Genomic DNA, 21,766 nt, shown 5'->3' with positions numbered 1-21,766 from the left:
GGGGGGGGGGGGGGGGGGGGGGGGGGGGGGGGGGGGGGGGGGGGGGCCCCCGGGGGGGGGGGGGGGGCCCCCCCCCCCCCCCCCCACCGCCGGTCTGAGGTGGCTCGACCTGGCCGGATGAGGGTGCGCGTTCAGCTCTTGAGACGCCCCTTTACGGGTCATCAGCAATCTGAGAGCAACCTTCTTGGTACCGGCGTCCTCCGCGCCCGGTGGTCCTCGGCCCCGAGCGACGATGTGGGCGTCTCGTCCTGTCTGCTGCTGCTCTGCGGCTTCGGATTCGCCTACGGTCTCGGCCTGCAACGGCCGTTCCTGGACGCCCTGCCGCAGGATGGCCAGGGCCAGGCCTTCGGTCTGCTCGGCTCCGGCAGCATGACGCTGCAGGGCGTCGGGCCGGCCTGCTTCGGCGCGGTGGCCGCAGGCGTCGGAACAGGCGGCGCAATCGCCCTGGCAGGCGGCGCGGCGACGCTTGTCGCCGGCTGGACTCTCACCTGGCACCCACCCACCTCCCCGATTCCCGTCCCGAACTGCCCAACGGGAGACGGCCATTCCCGATAGCTCATCGTGTCAGGAGCTCTGAGCCGTCGGCGAGGATCCACCGGTCAGTGCGCGTCGATGCCTTGGCGAGGATGCCGTTTTGCCGCAGAACCGCGCGTCGTTCGTGCCGTCGGCGCCTTGGGCCTGACGGGCTCTCAGCCGATGTCGAAGACGTTCGGCAGCCGGAGGAGGTAGCGGGTGCGGTCGTGCCGCTTCAGCGCCTCCAGTTCGGGGGCCCGGTACAAGGGGGTCACCGTGCACCGCTCGGCGGTCGAGCCGGTCTGTTCCAGCAGGGCGTTGACGGCCTGCCGGGCCGAGGTGTTGGCGCCCTCCATGGTGGCGAGATCGATGGGCACGGCCACGTAGTCACCGGCCAGGAAGAGGTTGGGGATCTTCGTGGCCGACCGCGGGCGGTGGTGGAAGGTCCCCACCGGATGGATGAGCAGCTGTTCCTCGTTGACCGGGTTCGGCGTGCCGAGTCCGTCCACGGCCGGATCGAGGAACCAGGAGTGCAGCACGGAGTCCTTCAGGACCGTACGGCCGCTGTCGTTGAGCGACGCCTTCAGCTGCGCCCACACCTCGCGGGCGACCTCGGTGCGGGTGCACTGCTTGGCCGTCTTCCCGTAGAGGATGCCCGGCTGGTCCCACTCGGAGACGTCCACGGACAGGCAGTCCGCGACCGTGCCGTCGCCGAAGTCGGCGGGGAAGTCGTGGCCCGGCCAGTGCTGGGCCTGGGCGATCGCGGTCAGCGACCACGGGGAGTCGATGAGGTCGAGGTGGCCGTGCAGGATCGGCGTACGTTCCGTCAGATAGAACTGGATGCCGGTCATCCAATCCGTCTCCAGCCGGTCGCACTCGGCCAGCTGGGGGTCGGCGGCGCGTACGGCGGAGTTCCAGGTGCGGCGGGCGTGCTCGACCGGCATCGCCGAGATGTAGTGGTCGGCGGTGACGGTCCGGCGCGCGCCTCCGGGCTCCTCCACGACGGCCCCGGCGATCACACCCGAGTCCAGTCTCAGGTCCCGTACGGTCCAGCCGACGCGGAACTCGACCCCGAGCGACCTCAGGTACGTCACCCAGGGGTCGATCCAGGCCTCGTTGGTGGGCGCGTTGAGGATCCGGTCCAGTGGTCCGTCGGCGCCCCGCCCGAGGAGGTTGAAGGCGAAGGCCTCCAGCAGGGTGGCGACCGTACGGGTGCTGGCCTCCTCCGCCTTGGTGGCCACGATGTTGCGGGTGATGCCGATGGCGAGGATCCGCCGGTAGTCGTAGGACATCCGTCCGGCCCGTACGAACTCCCACCACGGCGTCCGCTCCCATACGTCGTCGCGGCGCTCGTCGCAGCTGGTGAGGAAGACCAGGAAGCGGCCCGCGAAGTAGAGGGCCTCGTGCAGGGGGAGGTTGAAGGCCGTGTCCAGGACCGAGGTGAGGGCGCGGCGGATCTCGTCCGGGGTGAGTTCGGCCGGGGTGTTGCCGGGCCAGGGCAGCGGGATCCGGATGTCCTCGCGGCCGCCCGACCGGGCGAACAGCATCTCCTTGGGGGCGACGAGGTTGTCGTGGACTCCGCCTGGGTTTCCGGGGAACGGGATGCGCCGCATGGTGTCGGGCAGGTTGTGGTAGATGCCGGGGATGAAGCGGAAGCCGTGCTCTCCCGGCAGGGGGCGGCGGCCGCCCGTGGAGCTGTCCGGTACGTCCATGGAGCGGGCCTTGCCGCCCAGCGCCTTGCGTTCGTAGACGGTGACCCGGAAGCCGCGCTCGGCGAGTTCGTGCGCGGCCGTGAGCCCGGCGACGCCCCCGCCCAGTACGGCCACGGTCTGCGCTGCCGAGCCGTCCTCGGCCCAAGCCTGCTGTGGGACCCCGAGGGCGACCCCGCCGCCGGCGGCCGCGGCAGTGCCCAGGAATCCTCTGCGCGTGGTGCCGCCCATCGCCACCCCTTACCGTCGGTAACACCGGCGCACGAGGATATGGGCGAGGTGTCGATACCGGAAGACAGGCGGCGCGACTTTGGCTGGATGCCGCATCACTCGGCGACGGTCCGCGCGTACGCGCCCGGGAGTGAGTAGACTATCTGTATAGAGTTGGACTAGAAATCAAAGAGTCGTGTGGAGTACGGGACGGAAGCGGGGAGTGGGCGATGGGCGGAAGCGACACCACTGCGGAGGGCCGGGCGGCCGCGTCCGGATCACCGGACGACGAGCATCTGCTGGCCGAGTTCGAGAAGGTCGCCCAGGGGCTGGGCCGCATGTTCCCCGGTATCTGCGAGGTCGTGCTGCACGATCTGCGCGATCCCGACCACGCCATCCGCTTCATCGAGAACAACCTGTCGGGACGCCAGGTGGGAGAGTCCGCCACCGAACTGGGTCTCGCCCGCATCCGGGACCCGCAGTACCCCGGCGTCATCCAGAACTACCCCAACCGGTTCCCCGACGGACGCCCCGCGAAGAGCACGTCGATCGGGATCAAGAACGAAGCCGGGCAGTACATCGCCGCCCTCTGTCTGAACCTGGACATCTCGACGCTGTCACCCATGACGCTGACGCTGTCGAACCTGGTCGCGACCGATCCCGAGAGCCGGGACGCCCCGCTCGAGACGCTGCGCGACCGAAGCCGCCGGGAACTGCGCGAAGTCATCGAGACAGCGGCCGCCGAGCGCTCCACGACCCCACGGGCGCTGCCCCGGGAGGCGAAGAAGGACCTTGTCCGACGCCTGTACGAGGACGGCTACTTCGACACCCGCAATGCCGCCCAGACCATCGCCGACCTCATCGGCATCTCCCGGGCCAGCGTCTACGCCTACACCAAGTGAGCGGCCGCGAGACGTGGGACGTGATCCTGTGAACACCACCCCGCCCCCGGCCCCCGTGACAACGCCGGCCGACCCCGGCGCTCCCTTCGCCGTCGTCGACGTGCGCGAGACCCTGGGCAACATCGAGCGACTGGCGAAGCGGGCCGAGCGGCTCGGAGTCGCCCAGCGGCCGCACGTGAAGACGGCCAAGAGTCTCGACATCGCCGCCCTGACGCACGACGGCCGCCCGTGTCCGGGCACCGTCTCCACCCTCGCCGAAGGACATGCCATGACCACTGCCCTGCCCGTGACCTTCGACGACGTCCGCGCCGCCGCCGCACGCCTCGACGGCATCGCCCACCGCACCCCCGTGCTGACCTCCCGGACCCTCGACTCCCTGGTCGGCGCGGAGGTGTTCATCAAGTGCGAGAACTTCCAGCGTGTCGGCGCGTTCAAGTTCCGCGGCGCCTACAACGCCGCCGCACAGCTGCCCCCCGGCCGGCTGGCCAAGGGCATCGCCGCCTACTCCTCCGGCAACCATGCCCAGGCCACCGCACTGGCCGCCCGGGAACTGGGCACCAGCGCCGTCATCCTGATGCCCGAGGACGCCCCCCGCTCCAAGCGGGAGGCAACCGCCGGCTACGGCGCGGAAGTCGTCACCTACGACCGCTACACCCAGGACCGCACCGCGCTCGGCGAGGCACTCGCCGCCGAACGCGGCCTCGCGCTCATCCCTCCCTACGACCACCCGCACGTCATCGCCGGCCAGGGCACCGCAGCCCTCGAACTCCTCGAGGAGACCGGGGAACTGGACGCCCTCCTCGCGCCCGTCGGAGGTGGCGGCCTCATGGCCGGAAGCGCCATCACCGCCAAGACGCTCCACCCCGGTGTCCGGCTCGTCGGCGTCGAACCCGACACCGGCGACGACACCAAGCGCTCCCTGGAAGCCGGCGAGCGCGTCACCATCCCCGTGCCCCGGACCCTCGCCGACGGACAGGCCCTACCCACCCCCGGCGAGATCACGTTCGCCATCAACCGGCGACTCGTGGACGGCATCGCGCTCGTCGGCGACGACGAGATCCGCGACGCCATGCGCTTCGCCTTCGAACGGCTCAAGATCGTCCTCGAACCCAGCGGCGCGACCGCCCTGGCCGCCCTCCTCGCCGGACGCATCGACCGCCGCCCCCGGCGGATCGGCGTCATCGCCTCCGGAGGAAACATCGACACCCGGCGCTTCACCGACATCATCAACGGCTGACAAGGCCGATCACCTGGTGAGCCGGGTCGCGAGGCGGTACGCGACGGTGACGTCCGAGTACTCCTGACCGGGAGTGACCCGGTCGGGTAGGTGGGTGCGGTCGCTGTGGCTCGTCGACTCGCGCTTCCCGGTGCCGGGGAAGCGGACGGCTGTCCGGGGTTCCCGAGTGAAGCGGAGCCGTTCGGCGTGGACCGTCGACCGGAACGAGACGTCCTCCACCGGGCTCCCGGCCTCCGCGCCTCTGGTTCAGGGCGGCTCATCGGGCTTCTTGGCGCCTTGACGGCGACTCGTCCTCGGTGGCAGCTTCCCGTCCTCTCCGCGCACCCGGCGCGTGCGGGTACCGCCCTGGCTCCGGCGAGCTCGGCCCCGCTCGGCCGACTCAACCCCTTCCTCGGTGCCGCCCACCAGCTCGCCGGCGCTTGCGACGGTCCGGCTCGCCTCCTGGCCGACGTCCTCCACCGCGCGCCCGGCCCCGGCGGCCACGTCCCGGGCAGCGGCACCGGCTTCCTGCCCCACGTCCCGTACGGCCGTTCCGGCGCCCTCGCCCACGTCCCGGACGGCGGTCCCCGCACCCCGGCCGACCTCCTGGACGGCCCTTCCGGCGCCCGAGCCCACCTCTCCCACGGCCTGACGGGCTCCGCCGCCCACGTCCTGGACGGCGGACCCGATTCCACGCGACAGCTCGTGCAGCAGCTCCGGGTTGCGGTCGAGCGTGGTGAGCACTCGGTCGATGATCTTCGCGACGTTGTGGAGCCGCACCTCGAGCCGGGCCTGGGCCTCGACGCCCGAGATGCCCAGGTGGACCTGGCCGAGCGTGACGTCGGCGCCCACGTTCAGTTTGAGCAGATCCAGCACCTCGGCCTGCAGCGAGACATGCGCCCGCAGGTCCTCGACGTCCAGGTCGATCTCCTCGACCTTCAGGGTCGGAACGTCGAGGAAGACGTCAGGGGTCGCGCCGGCCGCGTCCTCCTCGTCGTAGGCCTCGGAATCGGCGTACTCGTCAATGTCCTCAGCGTCGAGTTCGTCGTCGTTCTCGGCGTTGCCGCGCATCGCCACGCCTCCGCGCTTCCGGCGTATGTTCTGGCCATTTCATCCATTATGTGAACAGATGCGCGGTCGGGTCATCTCGGCCGGTCGGCTGCGCACGGGATGGTGGGCTTCCGCCGCCCGGCACCGCCGGGCGGCGGAAGCCCACCATGGGGGACCCGATCCGTCGGACTCAGGCTTTGGCCTGCATGTCGCGCCGTGCGGGATTGCCCTGCTCGGCGGCCTTCGGATCCTTCTCGTCCAGCTTGGCGCGCACCCCGCGCGCGATGCGGTCGCCGATGGTCTCGTCGATGTTCGACCAGTACTCGAAGGCCCGCTTGAGGACGGGTTCCGAGACTCCGTTGAGGAGATGGCCGACGACGTTGTCGACCAGACGGTCGCGCGCGGCGTCGTCCAGGACCTCGCGCACCATGGTGCGCGGCTGGCCCCAGTCGTCGTCCTCGGGATGGCTGACGTAGGCCGCACGGGTGATGGCGCCGTCGGCTTCCCAGCTGGGCGGGGAGTAGCGCGCGGTGTTGGCCGCGGGGCCGCCCTTGGAGTTGGGGGCGTACACGGGGTCGGTGGTCTTCCGGTACGCCATCGCCCCGTCCTTGGAGTACGTGTGGACGTCCACCACGGGGGCGTTCACCGGAAGCTGCTGGTAGTTGCCGCCGATCCGGTGCCGGTGCGCGTCCGCGTAGGAGAACAGCCGGGCCAGCAGCATGCGGTCCGGGCTGGGGCCGATGCCGGGGACGAGGTTGTTGGGCTGGAAGGCCGCCTGCTCGATCTCCGCGTGGTTGTCGGTCGGGTTGCGGTCGAGCGTCATACGGCCGACCGGGATCAGCGGGTAGTCGCCGTGCGGCCACACCTTGGTGAGGTCGAACGGGTTGAAGCGGTAGCCCGCGGCCTCCTCGTACGGCATCACCTGCACGTACAGGGTCCAGCTCGGGAAGTCGCCGTCGCGGATGTGCTCGAACAGATCACGCGTGTGGTAGTCCGTGTCGGCGGCCGCCATCTGGTCGGCCTCGTGCTGGGTGAAGTACTCGATGCCCTGGTCGGTCTTGAAGTGGTACTTGACCCAGAAGCGCTCGCTGGCGGCGTTGATCCACATGTAGGTGTGGGAGGTGTAGCCGTTCATGTGACGCCACGTCCGCGGGATGCCGCGGTCGCCCATCAGCCAGGTGACCTGGTGGGCGGACTCGGGGGAGAGGGTCCAGAAGTCCCACTGCATGTCGTGGTCGCGCAGGTTGTTGTCGGCACGGCGTTTCTGGGAGCGGATGAAGTGCTGGAACTTCATCGGGTCCTTCACGAAGAACACCGGCGTGTTGTTGCCGACCATGTCGTAATTGCCTTCGCTGGTGTAGAACTTCACCGCGAAGCCGCGCGGGTCGCGCCAGGTGTCCGGGCTGCCTCGCTCACCCGCGACGGTCGAGAAGCGGGTGACCAGGTCGGTGCGGGTCCCCGGCTGGAAGACGGCCGCCTTCGTGTAGGCGCTCACGTCGTGCGTCACCTCGAAGTGGCCGAACGCGCCGCTTCCCTTGGCGTGCGGCTGGCGCTCGGGGATCCGCTCCCGGTTGAACTGCGCCATCTGCTCGATCAGATAGGCGTCCTGCAACAGGATCGGACCGGCGGGTCCCACGGTGAGCGAATGCTCGTCGCTCTCGACCGGGGCGCCGGAATCGGTCGTGGTGACAGGTGAGGTCTCCGTCATGAGTCTGCCTTTCGTCGTACGGAGCAGCGGCGAACCAGGCACGCTGCCCGCGCCCGGAGCCTGTCGGTTCCGTCCAGGGCAGGTCACCTTCATCGGCCGCCGCAAACATCGCTTTCGCGACCAATGCGTGGATCTCTCTGGAGCCATGTCTGCCATGCGGCTGATCGATTCGCCCGACGAGGCCGAAGAAGCCCTCTCCCGCCGACACCTTCTCGCCCGGATGGGTGCGGATCATCCCGGCCGTCAGGTGCCGAACTCCTGGTCGCGCGTCTCCGGGAGGGCCAGCAGGCACAGCAGGCTCAGCAGACAGAGGCCGCCGGTGTAGAAGCCCAGGACGACCGGGGAATCCCAGTGGCTGTTCAGCCAGGTGGCGACCAGCGGGGCGAAGCCGCCGCCGACGGTGTTGGCGAGGATGAAGGCCGCGGAGGCTCCGCTGTAGCGCAGCCGGGCGGGGAACAGCTCGGGGAGGAACGCCGCCACCGGGGAGAACATGAGGGCGAGCAGCATGAGGCCGACCGTGTAGGCGCCGGTGATCAGCCAGGCGTCGCGCGAACTCAGGGACGCGTACATGGGTACCGCCCACAGCACGCAGCCGACGGCTCCCGTCAGCATCACCGGGCGGCGGCCGATCCGGTCGGACAGCCTGGCGACCGGGAGGGTGATGGCGATGCCGGCCACGGCGCCGACGCTCGCGGCGGTCAGCATCGTGTTCTGGGGGATGCCCAGTTCCTTCGGGCCGTACGACAGGCTGTAGACGATCGTCAGGTAGTAGACGGCCGAACCGCCGATCGCCGCGCCGGTGCCGAGCAGCAGCCGACCGGGATGCCGCTTGAGCAGCGTGACCAGCGGAAAGCGGGACTCCGGCGCCCGAGTCGGTGTCCGTGCGGTGCGATGAGCCGCGTCGCGGAACACGGGTGACTCGGAGACCGTCGTGCGGACCCACAGGCCGGTCACCACGAGCACGGTGCTGAGCAGGAACGGGATGCGCCAGGCCCAGTCGGCGAAGCCGTCCCGGCCCGCGATGTGGAGCGTGGGCAGGATGACGGCGCTGGACAGCAGGAAGCCGAGCGAGGGGCCGGCCTGCGGGACGGACGCGTACAGCGCGCGGCGGCCGGGCGGTGCGTGCTCGGCGGCGAGCAGCACCGCCCCGCCCCACTCGCCGCCCATGCTGAGCCCCTGGAGCAGACGGAGTGTCACCAGCAGGACGGGGGCGAGGAGTCCGGCGGTCTCGTACGTGGGCAGCAGCCCGACGCCGACCGTGGCCACGCCCATCAGCAGGAGGGAGGCGACCAGGGCCTGTCTTCGGCCGAGCCGGTCACCGATCGTCCCGAACAGGACGACGCCGAGGGGCCGGGACAGGAACGCCGCGGCGAAGGTGAGGAACGCGGCGAGTGAGGAGACGGTGGGGTCCCCGGAGGGGAAGAAGGCGGGGCCGAGGACGAGCGCGGAGGCCGTGCCGTACACCGCGAAGTCGTAGTACTCGATCGTGGTGCCGACCAGGCTCGCGACAGCGACTCGCGGGGCCTCGGTCCTCGTTGTGGCTTTCTCCGTCGTCTTGGACAGTGATTCGGGCATGGGGAGTCACCCTAGGCCCGCAAATTCGAATTCGACAAGGAAGCGTCGGGGAAATCCGGTCGTCCGAATTACCGAACGAGTCCGGGTGGGTCGGCGGAAGAGTTTTCGTCCGTTTACACGTGGCATTCGCAACAAAAGCGCCCGAGACTCCACGAACAGCACTCGTTCTGGTCGTCAATCCCGCTGCACCTGTCACATTGCTGTCAATATTCATGCCGAGTTCCGCATAAATATTGACCGGTGATCACACCTTGCCAACCCGCAGTCGCACGGTAAATGCTCTCTGCGGCGCAACTTGAAAGTTCTACGACCATCGCTTTTCGGACTTTATGCGACCACCGGCTGGGGAGGCGTATTACCCATGCTGAAAACCGGCAAGTTATTACGCTTGAGAAGGCTTTCGCCGGCGGGTGACGGCCGGCATCTGCTCGTTCCTCTCGACCACAGCGTTTCGGATGGCCCCATCGTCCCCGCCGGCCAGTGGGACGAGCTGCTGCGAGCGCTGGTGGACGGCGGCGCCGACGGGATCATCGTCCACAAGGGACGCGCCCGCGCCGTCGCGCCCGACATCCTCAAGACCTGCGCGCTGGTGGTGCATCTGAGCGCCAGTACCGCCTGTGCCGCCGACGTCCATGCCAAGGTGCTGGTCGCCGATGTCGAGGAAGCCCTGCGGCTCGGGGCCGACGCGGTCAGCGTGCATGTGAACATCGGCTCGGACACCGAGGCGCGGCAACTCTCCGACCTGGGGGCGGTGGCCCGTTCCTGCGACGCGTGGGGCATGCCGCTGATCGCGATGGTCTACCCTCGCGGCCCCCGGATCGAGGACCCGCGCGATCCCGTCCTCCTGGCGCACCTGGCCAACGTCGCCGCGGACCTGGGCGCGGACATGGTGAAGACCTCCGTCGCCCTGCCGGTCGAACGGATGGCGGAGGTCGTGGCGGGCAGCCCCATCCCCGTCCTCGCGGCAGGGGGGCCGCCGGACGGCTCCGACCTCGTCGAGTACGGCACCGCCGTGATGGCCACCGGCTGCCGGGGGCTGGCCGTCGGTCGCCGGATCTTCTCGGCGCCTTCGCCCGCCTCTCTGGTGGCGCGTCTCGCCGCGGTCGTGCACGGCGACGGCGGCGTTTCGCATGACATGCCCATGACCAATTCCTCGACGTTCGTGGCAGGAGTCGCATGAGGTTCGCATGGATCGATCTGCGGGAAGTCCCCGGCCGGCAGCTCCAGGCGGTGGTCGACGCGGCCGTCCACGCCCGGATGGGCGGAGTGGTGGCCGCCGATGCCGAGCTGCTCGCGACCCTGCCCCCGACCGTCACCCGGGTGCTGGCCGCCGAGGGCCGGATCCCGGCCGCCGCGAAGAAGCCCGGAGAAAGGGAAGGGAAGGGCACGGGCGCGGCGGGGAAGGCTCCCGGCGCCAAGGAGGCGAAGGGCACCGCCGACGCCGGTTCCCCGTCCGGGCCCGGAAGCCCCGCGCCCGGCCCCGGAATCGACGTCCTGCTGCGGAGGTTCGGCACCGAGGACGAGCTGGACGCCCTCGCCGCGGGCAACCGCGCCGCCGGTGGCACACCCGAGGCCGGCATCGTCGACGTACGGGACGACCGCACGCTTCAGCTCTCCTGCGCGGGCGCGATGAGGCTGCCGTACACCGTCATCCGTTTCGCCGACCCGACCAAGATCCCGCTGGAGATCGTGCTCGCCGCGGCCGAGTCCGCCGACGGCAAGCTGGTGACCGTCGTCGACGGCCTGGAGGAGGCGGCGATCGTCTTCGACGTGCTGGAGCGCGGCTCGGACGGCATCCTGTTCACTCCCCGCAGCGCCGACGAGGTGTTCGCGCTGGCACGGCTGCTGCAGGCCGGCACACCCCGGTTGGAGCTGTCCACGCTGACCGTGGAGAGCATCCGGCACGTCGGACTCGGCGACCGCGTCTGTGTGGACACCTGCTCGCACTTCGAGGAGGACGAGGGCATCCTCGTCGGCTCGTACTCCTCCGGGTTCGTCCTGTGCTGCAGCGAGACCCATCCGCTGCCGTACATGCCCACCCGGCCGTTCCGGGTCAACGCCGGGGCCCTGCACTCGTACACGCTCGGACCGGACAACCGCACCAACTACCTGAGCGAGGTGGGCTCCGGCAGCGTCCTGCTGGCGGTCGGTGCCGACGGCCGCACCCGGCGGGTCGTGGTCGGCCGCGCCAAGCTGGAGTCCCGGCCGCTGCTGGAGATCCGCACCCACGCCGAGGACGGGCGGCTGGTCAGCCTGACCGTCCAGGACGACTGGCACGTACGGGTGCTCGGCCCGGGCGGGAAGGTCCTCAACGTCACCGAACTGCGCACCGGTGACGAACTGCTCGGCTATCTGGCGACGGACAAGCGCCATGTCGGCCTGCCCATCGGCGAGTTCTGCAAGGAGGTCTGAGGCCTCATGGGCGAACGCGCGACAGACCCGGCCGACTCGATGGGCTCCCTCGTCCAGCGGCTGTTCGACGCCCGGGACGACGGCCTGCCGTTCCTGATACACCGCCAGGAGACACTCAGCCGAGGCGAGTTACGAGAGCGGGTGGCCAAACAGGCCGCCGTGTTCGCCGGATACGGCATCGGCCCGGGCAGCACCGTGGGCCTGCGGACCCCGCCCAGCTTCACCCAGGTGGAGGTGCTGCTCGCGCTGTGGCGCCTCGGCGCCCAGGTGCTCCTCCTCGACTTCCGGCTCAAACCGGCCGAGGTGGAGGCCCTCTGCGCGGTCTGCCGGCCGCAGTTCCTGGTCGTCGCCGGGTCCAACGCCCGGGCGGCGTTCGGCTTCCGGCCCGAGTACGAGGTCACCACCGAGTGCCGCAGGACCGGCCGGCCGGCCGCCACCGGGCACCGGCTGGTGCAGTTCAGCTCGGGCTCCACAGGACGGCCGAAGGTGATCGGCAGGACCGCCCGGTCGATCGCCGCCGAAGTGGACGCGTTCGCCACGGTCCCCGGCATGCCGGGGGAGGGCGACCGACTGCTGCTGCTCAGTTCGACGGCCCACAGCTTCGGTCTGATCGGCGGGCTGCTGTACTCCCTGGCGGCCGGCGTCTCCGTGGTGTTCGCGCCCCGTGTCTCCGCCCGCGACATCCTGCGGACCGCGGTGGACCATCGGATCACCGCCCTGTTCGGAGTGCCGGTCCACTTCGAACTGCTCGCCTCCGCCCTCGATCCGCCCGCCCTGCCCGAGCTGCGGATCGCGGTGTCGGGCGGCGAGCTGATGCCCCCGCGGGTGGCGGCGCGATTCGCCGAACGGTACGGCGTCCCGGTCGGCGAGGCCTACGGCACCACCGAGACCGGCATCGTCGCCGTCGACGTCTGCGGCGCGCTGCGGCCGTCGGTCGGCCGGGCCGCACCGGGCGTGGTGGTACGGCAGTACCGGGGCGAGCTGGACGTGGCGCTGGCCGAGTCCCCCTACCTCTTCGACTCGGGCGGTACGCAGTACGCGGACGGCTGGCTGCACACCCGGGACCGGGCCACCGTGGACGACACCGGTGCGGTCAGCGTGCACGGCCGGGCCGACTCGCTCGTCGTGATCGGCGGTCTGAAGGTGGACCTCACCGAGGTCGAGCACGTGCTCCGCGAGCACCCGGCGGTCGTGCAGGCGGTCCTGGTCCACGAGGGCGTGACCGAGGCGTATGTCGCGCTGGCCACCGGTGCCGACCCCCCGTCCGCGGAGGAACTGCTGCGCTGGTGCCGGGAGCGGCTGGCCGACTACAAGCTGCCGCGGGTGATCCGGCTGCTGGAGACCCTGCCGCGTACGTCCAACGGAAAGCTGCTGCGCCAGGCGGCGGCGCTGCGGGCGGCGGCGCTGCGGGCGGCGGCGAGCGGTGCGTCGTAGGCCGGCCCGGACCGCCCGGACACCTTCCGGGTGATCGCCCCGATTGCCCTCATTCCCCACCGGTACCTCTCACTGGAGTTCTCCGACCATGAGCACATCGACCCTGGAAGAAGAGATCCGCGAGTTCGTCCTGACCGCGGTCATCGACGAGATGAACATCCTGACCAGCCGTGAGGGCATCACCGACGAGAGCCCGGTGACCGTCGGCGGGCTGGACGTCGACTCACTCAGCCTGATCGAGCTCACGATGCGGCTGGAGTCCCGGTTCGGCGTGGAGATCCCGGACACCGACATCGAGCCGCTGGCCTCCCTGACCCTCGGCGGACTCGTCGCCGAGGTCGTCCGACGCGGTGCGCGGGCATGAGCACGGAAGCCTCGCCGGCCCCCATCACCACCGACACGGTCCGGCAGCTGCTGTCGGACCGCAAGGTCTTCCCCGGGCTGCCGGACGACCTCGGCGAGGACGCCGAACTGGTGCTGGACTCCCTCGGACTGGTGTGGCTGCTCCACGTGGTCGAGGAGCGCTACGGCCTGGTCGTCGAGCCCACCGACGAGGACATCGCCGGGCTGACCTCACTGCGCAGGCTCACCGGATACCTGCGCGCGGCACAGACGGACCGGGCGGAAGGGAGCGGCCGGGATGAGCCGTGACGTGACGATCACCGGCTTCGGCATACGCACCGCCTTCGGCACGGGCGCCGACGCGCTCCGGCGTGGCGTCTTCGCGGGGACCCCCGCGTTCCGCCCCACCACACGGTTCGACACCGGCCCTTACCGGACCCCGATGGCCGCCGCCGCCCCCGACGGACCCGACGCGGTCGAGTCCTGGGCGCTGCGCCACGCACTCGCCCGCTGCGGCGAGCAAGCCCTCGACATGGCCGGCCTCGGCCCGGGCGCGGAGGCGGCGACCCTGCTCGGTGTCGCCGGCGACCACACCAGCGTCACGCGGTACTGGCGGAGCCGACCGGGGGAGGGGACGTCGGGGTGCCGGGGCGTTGCTCCGAACGGCGTTGCCGGTGAGGGTGCGGGCCGGCACGAGGACGCTGCCCCGAACGGCGTTGCCGGTGAGGGTGCGGGCCGGCACGAGGACGCTGCCCCGAACGGTTCTCCCCATGAGGCCGTAGAGCCGAGGGCGGGCGTCTTGCCCCGGGGCGGGCCCGATGCCGAGCCGGACGCGCCTGGGGCGCGGTTCGCCGACGCCGTTCCCGCGCGGCTCGCCGAGTTGCTGGCCGGGCACCTCGGGCTGACCGGGCCCCGGCTCACCTTCACCAACGCCTGTGTCGCCTCCGCCGCCGCGATCATCCACGCCTGCCGGCTGATCTCCTCCGGCCGGACCGACGTGGCGGTCTGCGCGGGCGGATACCTCGTGGAGGAGGAGACCTTCGGCAAGTTCGACTCCGGCCGGGCGCTCTCCCGCGACGGCATGGTGCGCCCGTTCAGCGCCGGCCGCAGCGGGCTGCTGCTCGGCGACGGAGTCGCGGCCGTCGTACTGGAGTCCGCCGAGCACGCCCGGCGGCGCGGAGCCCGGCCGCTGGCGTCCGTGCCGGGCTGGGGCGCGGCGACGGACGCCCACCACATCGCCCAGCCGCATCCGGAGGGGGCCGGCCTTGCGCAGGCCGCACGGCAGGCTCTGCGGCTGGCCGGCGACCCGGACGGAGCGGCCCTCGGCTACGTCAACGCCCATGGCACCGGCACCCGGTACAACGACGGCGCCGAGACCCGGGGGCTGCGAGCCGCCCTCGGGAAGCGGGCCGATTCGATCCCGGTGAGCTCGACCAAGAGCACCACCGGGCACCTCCTGGAGGCGGCGGGCATCGTGGAGTTCGTCATCACGATGCTCGCTCTGACGGACGGTGTGCTGCCGCCGACCGCCGGGTTCACCCGGCCCGACCCGGAGTGCGACCTCGACTACGTGCCGAACCGGCCGCGCCGGGCCGACGCACACCGTGCCCTCACCATCAACGCCGCCTTCGGGGGCGCCAACACCGCACTCGTACTGGAGCGGCCGTGACGACGGACAGGCCCGTACCACGCCCACCCCTCGGCATCCTGGCGAGCGCCACCGCGACCCACGGCACCGGACGCCCGGACGACATCGAGTTGCCGAGGCTGCCCGGCTTCGTGGAGTCGGCGTTCAGCCCGCTGGCATACGAGGTCGCCAGGCAGTGCCTGGCCGAACGGCCCGACGGGGCCACCGCGGGGGGAGACTCCCGCACCGCCGTGGCGCTGGCCGCCCTGATGGGCGACACGACCACCGCGGACCTGGCCAGCCGCCGTATGGTCGCCGGGCGCGTGCACAACCCGCTGCTGTTCATGCAGGCCACCCCCAACTCCGTACTGGGTCACATGAGCCGGGAGTTCGGGATCACCGGGCAGATGTTCAGCCTCTCCACCCTCGACGACACGCTGACCGAACTGCTGGCCATGGCGGACCTCCTGCTGGAGGACCCGGAGCTGGACCGGGTGCTGGTGCTGGGTGTGGAGCTGGGCGGCGGTGAGCGGGCGGCCGCCGTGTACCGGGAACTGGCTGTCGGCGAACCCCCGTTGGCGGGCCTCCCCGCGAACGCCGGCAGGGCGGCGGCACTGCTGCTCGCCCGTCCCGGCGCCGGGACCCCCGTCACGGTCCGGGCCGACGAGACGAACGACCCGGCCACCGGGACCGCCGCCCGCCCCGGAAGCATCCAGGGCCTCTTCGACCTGGCGGCCACCCACTCCGAGGCGAGGAAGGGGACCGAGACCCATGCTCATCAGTAGGCAGGAGCGCGCCCGGATCTGCTCCGACACCGAACTGGGCGCAGGCAACGTCCTGGAGCGCCTGACGGCGTACGGCCGCCCGCTCGACGAGCCGGTGCTGCGGACGGACGGCAGCTGGCGGGCGCCGGACGGCAGCCGACCGCGGGTGCTGACGCTCGGGCGGCTGATCGAGGCCGTCGAGACCTACGCGGGCTGGTACGCCGTCCGGGGAGTGCGGCCCCGCGACCCGGTCGCCGTGCACTCCCACTCCAGCACCGAGTTCGCCGTGAACTTCCTGGCGCTGACCTCACTCGGCGCGATCCCCTCGTTCGTCAACGGCGATCTGGCCCCGGAGACCGCCCGGGAGTACGTACGCGGACAGGGGGCGGTGGGCGCCTTCACGGACCGGGTGCACCACTCCGTGCTGTCGGGATCGGGGCTCGGCTTCTGCGTCACAGCCGCCGACATCCGGCCCGGTGACCGCGCGGCCCTGCCGTCGTCGTACCCGTACCGGCACGACGCCACCGACCCGGTGCTCATCTCGCACTCCTCCGGAACCACCGGCATGCCCAAAGGTGTTCCGCACACCCACCGGACGCTGATGTACGCGCAGGTGCACCGGCTGCGCTACTCCACCGGCACCGACATGGAGCGCACCCTGGTCGGGCTGCCGGGCGCGCACAACGCCATGGTGGCGACACTGCTGTACTGCCTGCTGCTCCGCACCGACATCAAGCTGCTCTCCAGCCGGCGTGGCACCGATGTGCTGGACGCCATCGAGGAGTTCCGGCCGACCACGGTGCTGGCCTTCGCCGGGACCTTCGGCGAGATGGCCGCGGAGGACCTGACCGACCGCCGGCTGGACAGTGTCCAGGTGTGGTTCAACACCGGTGACGCCGCGCACGAGGCGCACATCCGGGCCCTGGTGCGCTACGGCGGCCACGACAGGATCGGGCGCGATCTGCGGCGTACAAGGGTCGAGGGCTCCGTCTTCGTGGACGGGCTCGGCTCGTCCGAGGCGGGCTACTCCGTCTTCCACAACCGGCACACCAAGGACACCTCGGCCTACTCGCGCTGCGTCGGCAAGCCGATCAGCTTCGCCGAGGCCGCCGTGCTCTCCGAGGACGGCACCCCGCTGCCACCGGGGCGGATCGGCCGCCTCGGCCTGAAGTCTCCGACCCTCACGCCCGGTTACTGGAACGACTCGCTGACCTGGAACCGGCTGCGGCTGGGCGGCTACTGGCTCACCGGGGATCTCGCCCACCAGGACGAGGACGGCAACTTCTACCACCTCGACCGGGCGCCCGACGCGATCCGGACCCGCGACGGCATCCTGTTCAGCACCCGGACCGAGGAACTGCTCCTGCGGGAGCTGCCCGAACTGGCCGACTGCACGGTCGTCGGGGTGGCCCCCGAGGGCGTACGGGCGGACTGGGACGGCGAGGGAGAGGCCGAGGCGTACGCGCTGCTCCAACTCGCGGACGACAACGCCCGGGCCGGCGACGGCGAGACGTGGACCGAGCGGGTCAACGCGGTCCTGGCGGCCGCCGGGTTCCCCCTCGTGGCCCGGGCCCTGCCGATGGAACCCGACGAGGTGCCCAAGGGCGCCACGGGCAAGGTCCTCAAACGCGTGATGCGCGACCGGTTCGCCGCCAGGGGGCAGGAGTGAGCAACGACGAGACCAACCACCGCGCGCGGACGGTGGACGCGTACCGGCTGTGGTGGCAGCACGACGCCCACTGGTACCAGGGGGTGGCCGGGCGCTTCGGGCAGGAGACCGCGAACGAGATCAACGCGGAGGCGATGCGCAAGGTGGCCGTGCACGTCGGGCAGCGCGTCGCCCGCCGGTCGGGCCCGCTGCCGGACAGCGGTGACACCGGCAAGGACCTGGAGGAACTGCGCCGCCGCTATGACGAGTGCGGGGACCGCATGTTCCCGCCGGAACTGCGCAACGCCTCCACCGAGGTGGCGGGCGACGACAGGATCGTCCTCACGCTGCGGCGGAACTTCGCCATCACCATGGTGCGGATGGCCGGTTCGCTGGAGGGCTACCGGTGCCCCTGCACCGACATCCACGCGGGCTGGTCCGAGGGACTCGGCGTGACCCTGACCGAGAACCGGGCCGAGAGCTGTCTGCGCGACGGCGACAAGGCGTGCCGCCTGCTGATGCGGGTCGCCCCGGGTACGGAGGGCTGAGCGGTGCGGGTACTGGTAGCCGGTGCCTCCGGAGTGGTCGGACATCCGCTGGTGGGCGCGCTGCGGGCGCGCGGGCACCAGGTGAGCGCACTGGTACGGGACGCCTCCCGGGCCCCGGACGCGGACGAGACCGTGGTCGCCGACGCCCTCGACCGCGCGTCCCTGCTGCCGGCGGTCGCGGCCGCCCGGCCCGACGTGGTCGTGCACCAGATGACGGCACTGCGGCTGCTGCGCGACGATCCCGCGGGCGCCTTCGCGCGGACCGCGCGGCTGCGCACCGAGGGCACCGCCCACCTGGTCGAGGCGGCCCGGGAGGCCGGTGCGCGACGCCTGGTCGCGCAGTCCATCGCCTTCGCCGCGGCCCCGGCCGGGGACCCGGTCCTCGACGAGGACGCACCGTTGTACGTGGACGCCCCGGACCCCGGCTGGGCCGCCACCGTACGGGCCGTCGCCGAGCTGGAACGGCTCGTGTCGAGCGCCGAGGGCCTGAGCGGCCTGGTGCTCAGGTACGGCACCCTGTACGGCCCCGGCACCGCGTACGCCCGGACCGGCGGGACGGGACAGCGGGTGCTGGCCGGGAAACTCCCGCTGCCCGAGGGCGGGTCGGGGATCACCTCGTTCCTGCACGCGGCGGACGCCGTCGCGGCGGCCGTGGCGGCCGTCGAGTCGGAGGCCACCGGGGTCCTGAACATCACGGACGACGAACCGGCCCCGGCCGCCGAGTGGCTGCCGCACTACGCCCGCGCGCTGGGCGCCCCCACCCCGCGCAGGGTTCCGGCGGCGATGGCTCCCCGGCTGCTCGGCTGGTTCACGGCCCATCAGCTCACCGCGGCACGGGGCGCGTCCAACGACCGGGCGCGTACGACGCTGGGCTGGAAGCCGCTGCGGCCGAGCTGGCGCGACGGGCTGGGGACGCCATGACCGGGCCCGGCGAACCGGCCGCCGCCCCGTCGCGGCCGGCGGCCGTCCTCCTGGTCGTCGTCTGCGCCCAGATGCTGATCTGGCTCGACACCTCGATCCTCAACGTCGCCGTCACCACCCTCGCCGACCCGGCCGAGGGCCTGGGCGCGACGCCCGCCGAACTGGAGTGGGTGGCGAGCGCCTACACCCTGGTCTTCGCCGGCGGTCTCTTCGCGGGCGGCGCGCTGGCCGACCGGTTCGGCCCCCGGGCCACCCTTCTCGCCGGACTCGCGCTGTTCGGCACGGCCTCCGCCGCCGGAGCGTTCGCGGGGAGCCCGACATGGCTGGTCGTGGCGCGCGCGTTCATGGGCGCGGGCAGCGCGCTGCTGATGCCTGCGACCCTGTCGGTGATCGTGCAGAGCACCCCGGAGGCGAAACGCACCCGGGCGATCGCGATCTGGAGCTCTTCCAGCGGTCTGGGCGTGGCCGTAGGTCCGGTGGTGGGCGGGGCGCTGCTCAGCGACTTCTGGTGGGGATCGGTGTTCCTGGTCAACGTGCCGGTCGTCGCCCTGTGCCTGGCCGGAGTCGCCGCCGTCGTACCCGAGTTGAAGAGTCCCCGGCGCAGACCGCTCGACCTCCCGGGCCTCGCCCTGTCGGTGCTCGGCCTCGGCGGCGTGGTCTACGGGATCATCGAAGCCGGCGACGGACAGGCCTGGTACGGGCCGCACGTCCTCCTCCCGCTGGCCCTGGGCGGCGCCCTGCTCTCCGCGTTCGTGGCCGGTCAGCGCAGGTCTCCGGCGCCCAGCCTGGATCTGCGGCTCTTCCGGCAACCGGGGTTCACGGCCGGGAGCGTCGTGCTGCTGATCGCGTTCATGGCACTGGCCGGGCATCTGTTCTACGCGGCCTTCTATCTCCAGGGGCCTCGCGGGCTCTCCCCCTCCGAGGCCGGCACCGTGATGATCGCCGCCGCGGTCGGCATCGTCCTGGGCAGCCAGGCGTCCCCCGGCCTGAGCAGGCTGCTGTCGGCCCGGTGGACGGTCGCCGCCGGTGTCCTGGCCACGGCGGTCACCTACGTCGCCTACGGCTGGCTCGACGGGCGGACCCCCGTCCTGGTCATCGTCGCGCTGCTGTGGATCCAGGGCTTCGGGATGGGCCTGGTCGGTACGCCGGTCACGGCCGCGATGATGAGCGGAGTGCCCCCGCACCTCGCGGGCGCCGGCTCGGCCGTCAACAGCGTCACCCGGCAGGTCGGCGGAACACTCGGGGTGGCGATGGCCGGTTCGATCCTCTCGGGCGTGTACCGGGAGCGGATGGCCGACGCCGAACTGCCCGGCACCGCACAGGGATTGGACCCGGCTGCCGAGGAGCAAGCTCGTGCCTCCGCCGAGGCGGCCCGCTCACTGGCCGGTTCCCTGCGCCTTCCCGAACTGGCGGCCACGGCGGACCGGGCCTTCCTCGGCGCGATGTACGCCGCCACCCTCGCCGTCGCCGCGCTCGCCCTCGTCGGATGCGCGGTGGCCGTCGTGGGGCTGCGTACCCGGGCACCGCGACATGAGAGCACACAGGACAGCGGCAGGACAGGAGAGGGAAGCCATGCCGGTGCGGGCAACGAGCCGTTCGGTCTTCGTCACCGGGGGAAACAGGGGGATCGGGCTGGCCATCGCCCGCCGTTTCGCGGCCGGGGGAGACCGGGTGGCGGTGACCTTCAGAGGTGAGGAGCCGCCCGCTTCCGAGGGCTTCCTCGCCGTACGGTGCGATGTGACGGACAGCGATCAGGTGGACCGCGCCTTCACGGAGGCCGAGGCGGCCCACGGCCCGGTCACCGTCCTGGTCGCGGGCGCGGGCGCCGCCAACGACCGTCTGCTGGTGCGGATGAGCGACACCGACTTCACCTCCGTCATCGACACCAACCTCACGGGGGCCTTCCGGGTCGCCCGGCGAGCCGTGCGCGGGATGCTCCGCGAGGGCCACGGCCGTATCGTGCTGGTCTCCTCCACGGCGGCGCTGCACGGCGCCCCCGGGCAGACGAACTACGCGGCGGCGAAGGCCGGGCTGGTCGGGTTCGCACGGTCGCTGACCCACGAGCTCGGCCCCAGGGACATCACCTGCAACGTGGTGGCGCCCGGTCTCACCGAGTCGGACATGAGCCGCGCCCTCACCGACCGGCAGCGCGAGCAGCTGCTGCGCCGGACCCCGGCCGGACGCCTCGCCCGCCCCGAGGAGGTCGCCGACGCGGTGGCGTTCCTGGCCGGTGCCGGGTATGTGCGCGGCGCCGTGGTCCCGGTCGACGGCGGTGCCGGGCTGGGGCACTGAGTGCGGGCGGATCAGCCCGTGCCGTACAGCGTCGTGAGCAGTTCGAGCGCGGCGGGGGCGGCGGGATGCGGTTCGTCCCGCCACCAGGCGAGGCGCACCGCGATCGGCTCGGCGTCACGCACCGGCCGGTAGACGATGCCGGGGCGCGGGTACTGGTGCGCGGTCGACTCGGCGGTCATGCCCACACAGCGGCCCAGCGAGATCGAGGTCAGCCAGTCGTCGACGTCATGGGTGGCCTGGGTCGCCGGACGGGAGTCCGCCGGCCACAGCTGTGTCGTCGTGGTGCCGGTCCGCCGGTCGATCAGCAGGGTGCGTCCGCCGATGTCGGCGAGCCGCACGGAGCGGCGCCGGGCCAAGGGGTCGTCGGAGGCCATCGCGCAGAGGCGTCTTTCCAGTCCCACGATGGCGGAGTCGAAGCGGCGGTCGTCCAGTGGTCTGCGGACCACGGCCAGGTCGCAGGCCCCCTCGGCGAGTCCCGCGGTGGCGGAGTTGACGCGGACGAGCCGCAGCTCCGTCTCCGGGCGCGTCTCGGCCCAGCGGCGCTGAAAGGCCAGCGTGTGGCGGCCCACGGCCGACCAGGCGTAACCGACCCGCAGGGTGGCATGACCCGAGGTGGCCTCCTGGACCAGATCGTCCACCTCGGCGATCACTCGCCGGGCATGCCCCAACACGCGCAGTCCTGCTCCGGTCGGACTCACCTCACGGGAGGTCCGCCGCAACAGCCGTACCCCGAGGGCGCGTTCGAGGGAGGCCAGCGTGCGGGACACGGCGGCCTGGGACACCCCGAGCGCGATGGCGGCGTCGGTGAAGCTGCCCTCGTCGACGATCGCGACGAGACAGCGCAACTGCCGCAGCTCCACATTCATGACTCCAGCGTATAGATGGCGCTCCGGAT

The 21,766-nt window shown here is 71.8% G+C and carries 20 protein-coding genes and 1 pseudogene; 15 read left to right on the top strand and 6 right to left on the bottom strand.

What is annotated here, in order from left to right; genetic code table 11:
* Window positions 1–219: 219 nt before the first annotated feature.
* Window positions 220–555: pseudogene (locus tag ACFZBT_RS35615) on the top strand (MFS transporter); the annotation flags it as partial.
* A 134-nt stretch (window positions 556–689) separates the two neighbouring features.
* On the opposite strand, the gene ACFZBT_RS35610 reads toward ACFZBT_RS35615, so the two are convergent.
* Window positions 690–2,453, bottom strand: a complete 1,764-nt coding sequence (locus ACFZBT_RS35610; protein WP_391112893.1) for an FAD-dependent oxidoreductase — start codon at window positions 2,451–2,453, stop codon at window positions 690–692.
* A gap of 209 nt (window positions 2,454–2,662) precedes the next feature.
* On the opposite strand from ACFZBT_RS35610, the gene ACFZBT_RS35605 reads away from it, so the two are divergent.
* Both ACFZBT_RS35605 and ACFZBT_RS35600 read left to right on the top strand, forming a co-directional pair.
* Window positions 2,663–3,334 carry a PAS domain-containing protein gene (locus ACFZBT_RS35605; protein ID WP_391112889.1) on the top strand — a complete coding sequence of 224 codons (672 nt, stop codon included), beginning with the start codon at window positions 2,663–2,665 and terminating at the stop codon, window positions 3,332–3,334.
* A 268-nt stretch (window positions 3,335–3,602) separates the two neighbouring features.
* Window positions 3,603–4,571 carry a threo-3-hydroxy-L-aspartate ammonia-lyase gene (locus ACFZBT_RS35600; protein WP_391112905.1) on the top strand — a complete coding sequence of 323 codons (969 nt, stop codon included), beginning with the start codon at window positions 3,603–3,605 and terminating at the stop codon, window positions 4,569–4,571.
* 9 nt (window positions 4,572–4,580) lie between these two features.
* Here the strand turns inward: ACFZBT_RS35600 and ACFZBT_RS35595 are convergent, their stop codons facing one another.
* From ACFZBT_RS35595 to ACFZBT_RS35580, 4 genes are all read right to left on the bottom strand, one after another.
* A complete protein-coding gene (locus ACFZBT_RS35595; protein WP_391112886.1) occupies window positions 4,581–4,790 on the bottom strand; it encodes a hypothetical protein in 210 nt (69 codons plus the stop codon).
* A 27-nt stretch (window positions 4,791–4,817) separates the two neighbouring features.
* A complete protein-coding gene (locus ACFZBT_RS35590) occupies window positions 4,818–5,621 on the bottom strand; it encodes a hypothetical protein (protein ID WP_391112883.1) in 804 nt (267 codons plus the stop codon).
* Between the two features lie 169 nt (window positions 5,622–5,790).
* Window positions 5,791–7,308 (bottom strand): catalase, encoded by a 1,518-nt coding sequence (locus ACFZBT_RS35585; RefSeq protein ID WP_391112880.1) that lies wholly within the window; start codon window positions 7,306–7,308, stop codon window positions 5,791–5,793.
* Window positions 7,309–7,551: 243 nt separating this feature from the next.
* Window positions 7,552–8,883, bottom strand: a complete 1,332-nt coding sequence (locus ACFZBT_RS35580) for an MFS transporter (RefSeq protein WP_391112876.1) — start codon at window positions 8,881–8,883, stop codon at window positions 7,552–7,554.
* Window positions 8,884–9,244: 361 nt separating this feature from the next.
* Here ACFZBT_RS35580 and ACFZBT_RS35575 point away from each other — a divergent pair, with 361 nt between their 5' ends.
* From ACFZBT_RS35575 to ACFZBT_RS35520, 12 genes are all read left to right on the top strand, one after another.
* Window positions 9,245–10,063: a 2-amino-3,7-dideoxy-D-threo-hept-6-ulosonate synthase gene (locus ACFZBT_RS35575; RefSeq protein ID WP_391112873.1), complete on the top strand. Its 819-nt coding sequence runs from the start codon at window positions 9,245–9,247 to the stop codon at window positions 10,061–10,063.
* Window positions 10,060–11,295, top strand: coding sequence for a 3-dehydroquinate synthase II family protein (locus tag ACFZBT_RS35570; protein ID WP_391112870.1), 1,236 nt, complete (start codon window positions 10,060–10,062; stop codon window positions 11,293–11,295). Before ACFZBT_RS35575 ends, ACFZBT_RS35570 begins: the two co-directional genes overlap by 4 nt.
* A gap of 6 nt (window positions 11,296–11,301) precedes the next feature.
* Window positions 11,302–12,729, top strand: coding sequence for an AMP-binding protein (locus ACFZBT_RS35565; RefSeq protein ID WP_391112866.1), 1,428 nt, complete (start codon window positions 11,302–11,304; stop codon window positions 12,727–12,729).
* 88 nt (window positions 12,730–12,817) lie between these two features.
* Complete coding sequence (locus tag ACFZBT_RS35560; protein ID WP_391112863.1) at window positions 12,818–13,093, top strand: phosphopantetheine-binding protein; 276 nt, start codon at window positions 12,818–12,820, stop codon at window positions 13,091–13,093.
* Entirely contained in the window at window positions 13,090–13,380 is a 291-nt protein-coding gene (locus ACFZBT_RS35555) for an acyl carrier protein (RefSeq protein WP_391112860.1), read from the top strand. Before ACFZBT_RS35560 ends, ACFZBT_RS35555 begins: the two co-directional genes overlap by 4 nt.
* Window positions 13,370–14,740 carry a beta-ketoacyl synthase N-terminal-like domain-containing protein gene (locus tag ACFZBT_RS35550; RefSeq protein WP_391112857.1) on the top strand — a complete coding sequence of 457 codons (1,371 nt, stop codon included), beginning with the start codon at window positions 13,370–13,372 and terminating at the stop codon, window positions 14,738–14,740. The genes ACFZBT_RS35555 and ACFZBT_RS35550 overlap by 11 nt, the downstream gene beginning before the upstream one ends.
* Window positions 14,737–15,483 carry a hypothetical protein gene (locus tag ACFZBT_RS35545; RefSeq protein ID WP_391112854.1) on the top strand — a complete coding sequence of 249 codons (747 nt, stop codon included), beginning with the start codon at window positions 14,737–14,739 and terminating at the stop codon, window positions 15,481–15,483. Before ACFZBT_RS35550 ends, ACFZBT_RS35545 begins: the two co-directional genes overlap by 4 nt.
* On the top strand, window positions 15,470–17,131 hold the full coding sequence (locus tag ACFZBT_RS35540; RefSeq protein WP_391112851.1) for an AMP-binding protein: 1,662 nt from the start codon (window positions 15,470–15,472) through the stop codon (window positions 17,129–17,131). Before ACFZBT_RS35545 ends, ACFZBT_RS35540 begins: the two co-directional genes overlap by 14 nt.
* Window positions 17,128–17,658, top strand: a complete 531-nt coding sequence (locus tag ACFZBT_RS35535) for a hypothetical protein (protein ID WP_391112848.1) — start codon at window positions 17,128–17,130, stop codon at window positions 17,656–17,658. The genes ACFZBT_RS35540 and ACFZBT_RS35535 overlap by 4 nt, the downstream gene beginning before the upstream one ends.
* 3 nt (window positions 17,659–17,661) lie before the next feature.
* Window positions 17,662–18,579 (top strand): NAD-dependent epimerase/dehydratase family protein, encoded by a 918-nt coding sequence (locus ACFZBT_RS35530; protein ID WP_391112845.1) that lies wholly within the window; start codon window positions 17,662–17,664, stop codon window positions 18,577–18,579.
* Entirely contained in the window at window positions 18,576–20,273 is a 1,698-nt protein-coding gene (locus tag ACFZBT_RS35525) for an MFS transporter (RefSeq protein WP_391112842.1), read from the top strand. The genes ACFZBT_RS35530 and ACFZBT_RS35525 overlap by 4 nt, the downstream gene beginning before the upstream one ends.
* Complete coding sequence (locus ACFZBT_RS35520) at window positions 20,158–20,871, top strand: SDR family oxidoreductase (RefSeq protein WP_391112902.1); 714 nt, start codon at window positions 20,158–20,160, stop codon at window positions 20,869–20,871. Before ACFZBT_RS35525 ends, ACFZBT_RS35520 begins: the two co-directional genes overlap by 116 nt.
* A gap of 11 nt (window positions 20,872–20,882) precedes the next feature.
* Here ACFZBT_RS35520 and ACFZBT_RS35515 read toward each other — a convergent pair whose 3' ends face one another.
* Window positions 20,883–21,737, bottom strand: coding sequence for a LysR family transcriptional regulator (locus tag ACFZBT_RS35515; protein WP_391112838.1), 855 nt, complete (start codon window positions 21,735–21,737; stop codon window positions 20,883–20,885).
* Window positions 21,738–21,766 lie beyond the last annotated feature (29 nt).

Source organism: Streptomyces sp. NPDC008137, assembly GCF_042957035.1.
Lineage (GTDB): Bacteria > Actinomycetota > Actinomycetes > Streptomycetales > Streptomycetaceae > Streptomyces.
The sequence above is the reverse complement of the archived record's forward strand: the minus strand, read 5'-3'. Positions and strand labels throughout refer to the sequence as shown.

What these genes read in the sequence shown, in the direction of transcription:
- ACFZBT_RS35610 (WP_391112893.1), bottom strand. Translation starts at nt 2,453, where the DNA reads ATGGGCGGCACCACGCGCAGAGGATTCCTGGGCACTGCCGCGGCCGCC.
- ACFZBT_RS35605 (WP_391112889.1), top strand. Translation starts at nt 2,663, where the DNA reads ATGGGCGGAAGCGACACCACTGCGGAGGGCCGGGCGGCCGCGTCCGGA.
- ACFZBT_RS35600 (WP_391112905.1), top strand. Translation starts at nt 3,603, where the DNA reads ATGACCACTGCCCTGCCCGTGACCTTCGACGACGTCCGCGCCGCCGCC.
- ACFZBT_RS35590 (WP_391112883.1), bottom strand. Translation starts at nt 5,621, where the DNA reads ATGCGCGGCAACGCCGAGAACGACGACGAACTCGACGCTGAGGACATT.
- ACFZBT_RS35585 (WP_391112880.1), bottom strand. Translation starts at nt 7,308, where the DNA reads ATGACGGAGACCTCACCTGTCACCACGACCGATTCCGGCGCCCCGGTC.
- ACFZBT_RS35580 (WP_391112876.1), bottom strand. Translation starts at nt 8,883, where the DNA reads ATGCCCGAATCACTGTCCAAGACGACGGAGAAAGCCACAACGAGGACC.
- ACFZBT_RS35575 (WP_391112873.1), top strand. Translation starts at nt 9,245, where the DNA reads ATGCTGAAAACCGGCAAGTTATTACGCTTGAGAAGGCTTTCGCCGGCG.
- ACFZBT_RS35570 (WP_391112870.1), top strand. Translation starts at nt 10,060, where the DNA reads ATGAGGTTCGCATGGATCGATCTGCGGGAAGTCCCCGGCCGGCAGCTC.
- ACFZBT_RS35565 (WP_391112866.1), top strand. Translation starts at nt 11,302, where the DNA reads ATGGGCGAACGCGCGACAGACCCGGCCGACTCGATGGGCTCCCTCGTC.
- ACFZBT_RS35560 (WP_391112863.1), top strand. Translation starts at nt 12,818, where the DNA reads ATGAGCACATCGACCCTGGAAGAAGAGATCCGCGAGTTCGTCCTGACC.
- ACFZBT_RS35555 (WP_391112860.1), top strand. Translation starts at nt 13,090, where the DNA reads ATGAGCACGGAAGCCTCGCCGGCCCCCATCACCACCGACACGGTCCGG.
- ACFZBT_RS35550 (WP_391112857.1), top strand. Translation starts at nt 13,370, where the DNA reads ATGAGCCGTGACGTGACGATCACCGGCTTCGGCATACGCACCGCCTTC.
- ACFZBT_RS35540 (WP_391112851.1), top strand. Translation starts at nt 15,470, where the DNA reads ATGCTCATCAGTAGGCAGGAGCGCGCCCGGATCTGCTCCGACACCGAA.
- ACFZBT_RS35525 (WP_391112842.1), top strand. Translation starts at nt 18,576, where the DNA reads ATGACCGGGCCCGGCGAACCGGCCGCCGCCCCGTCGCGGCCGGCGGCC.
- ACFZBT_RS35515 (WP_391112838.1), bottom strand. Translation starts at nt 21,737, where the DNA reads ATGAATGTGGAGCTGCGGCAGTTGCGCTGTCTCGTCGCGATCGTCGAC.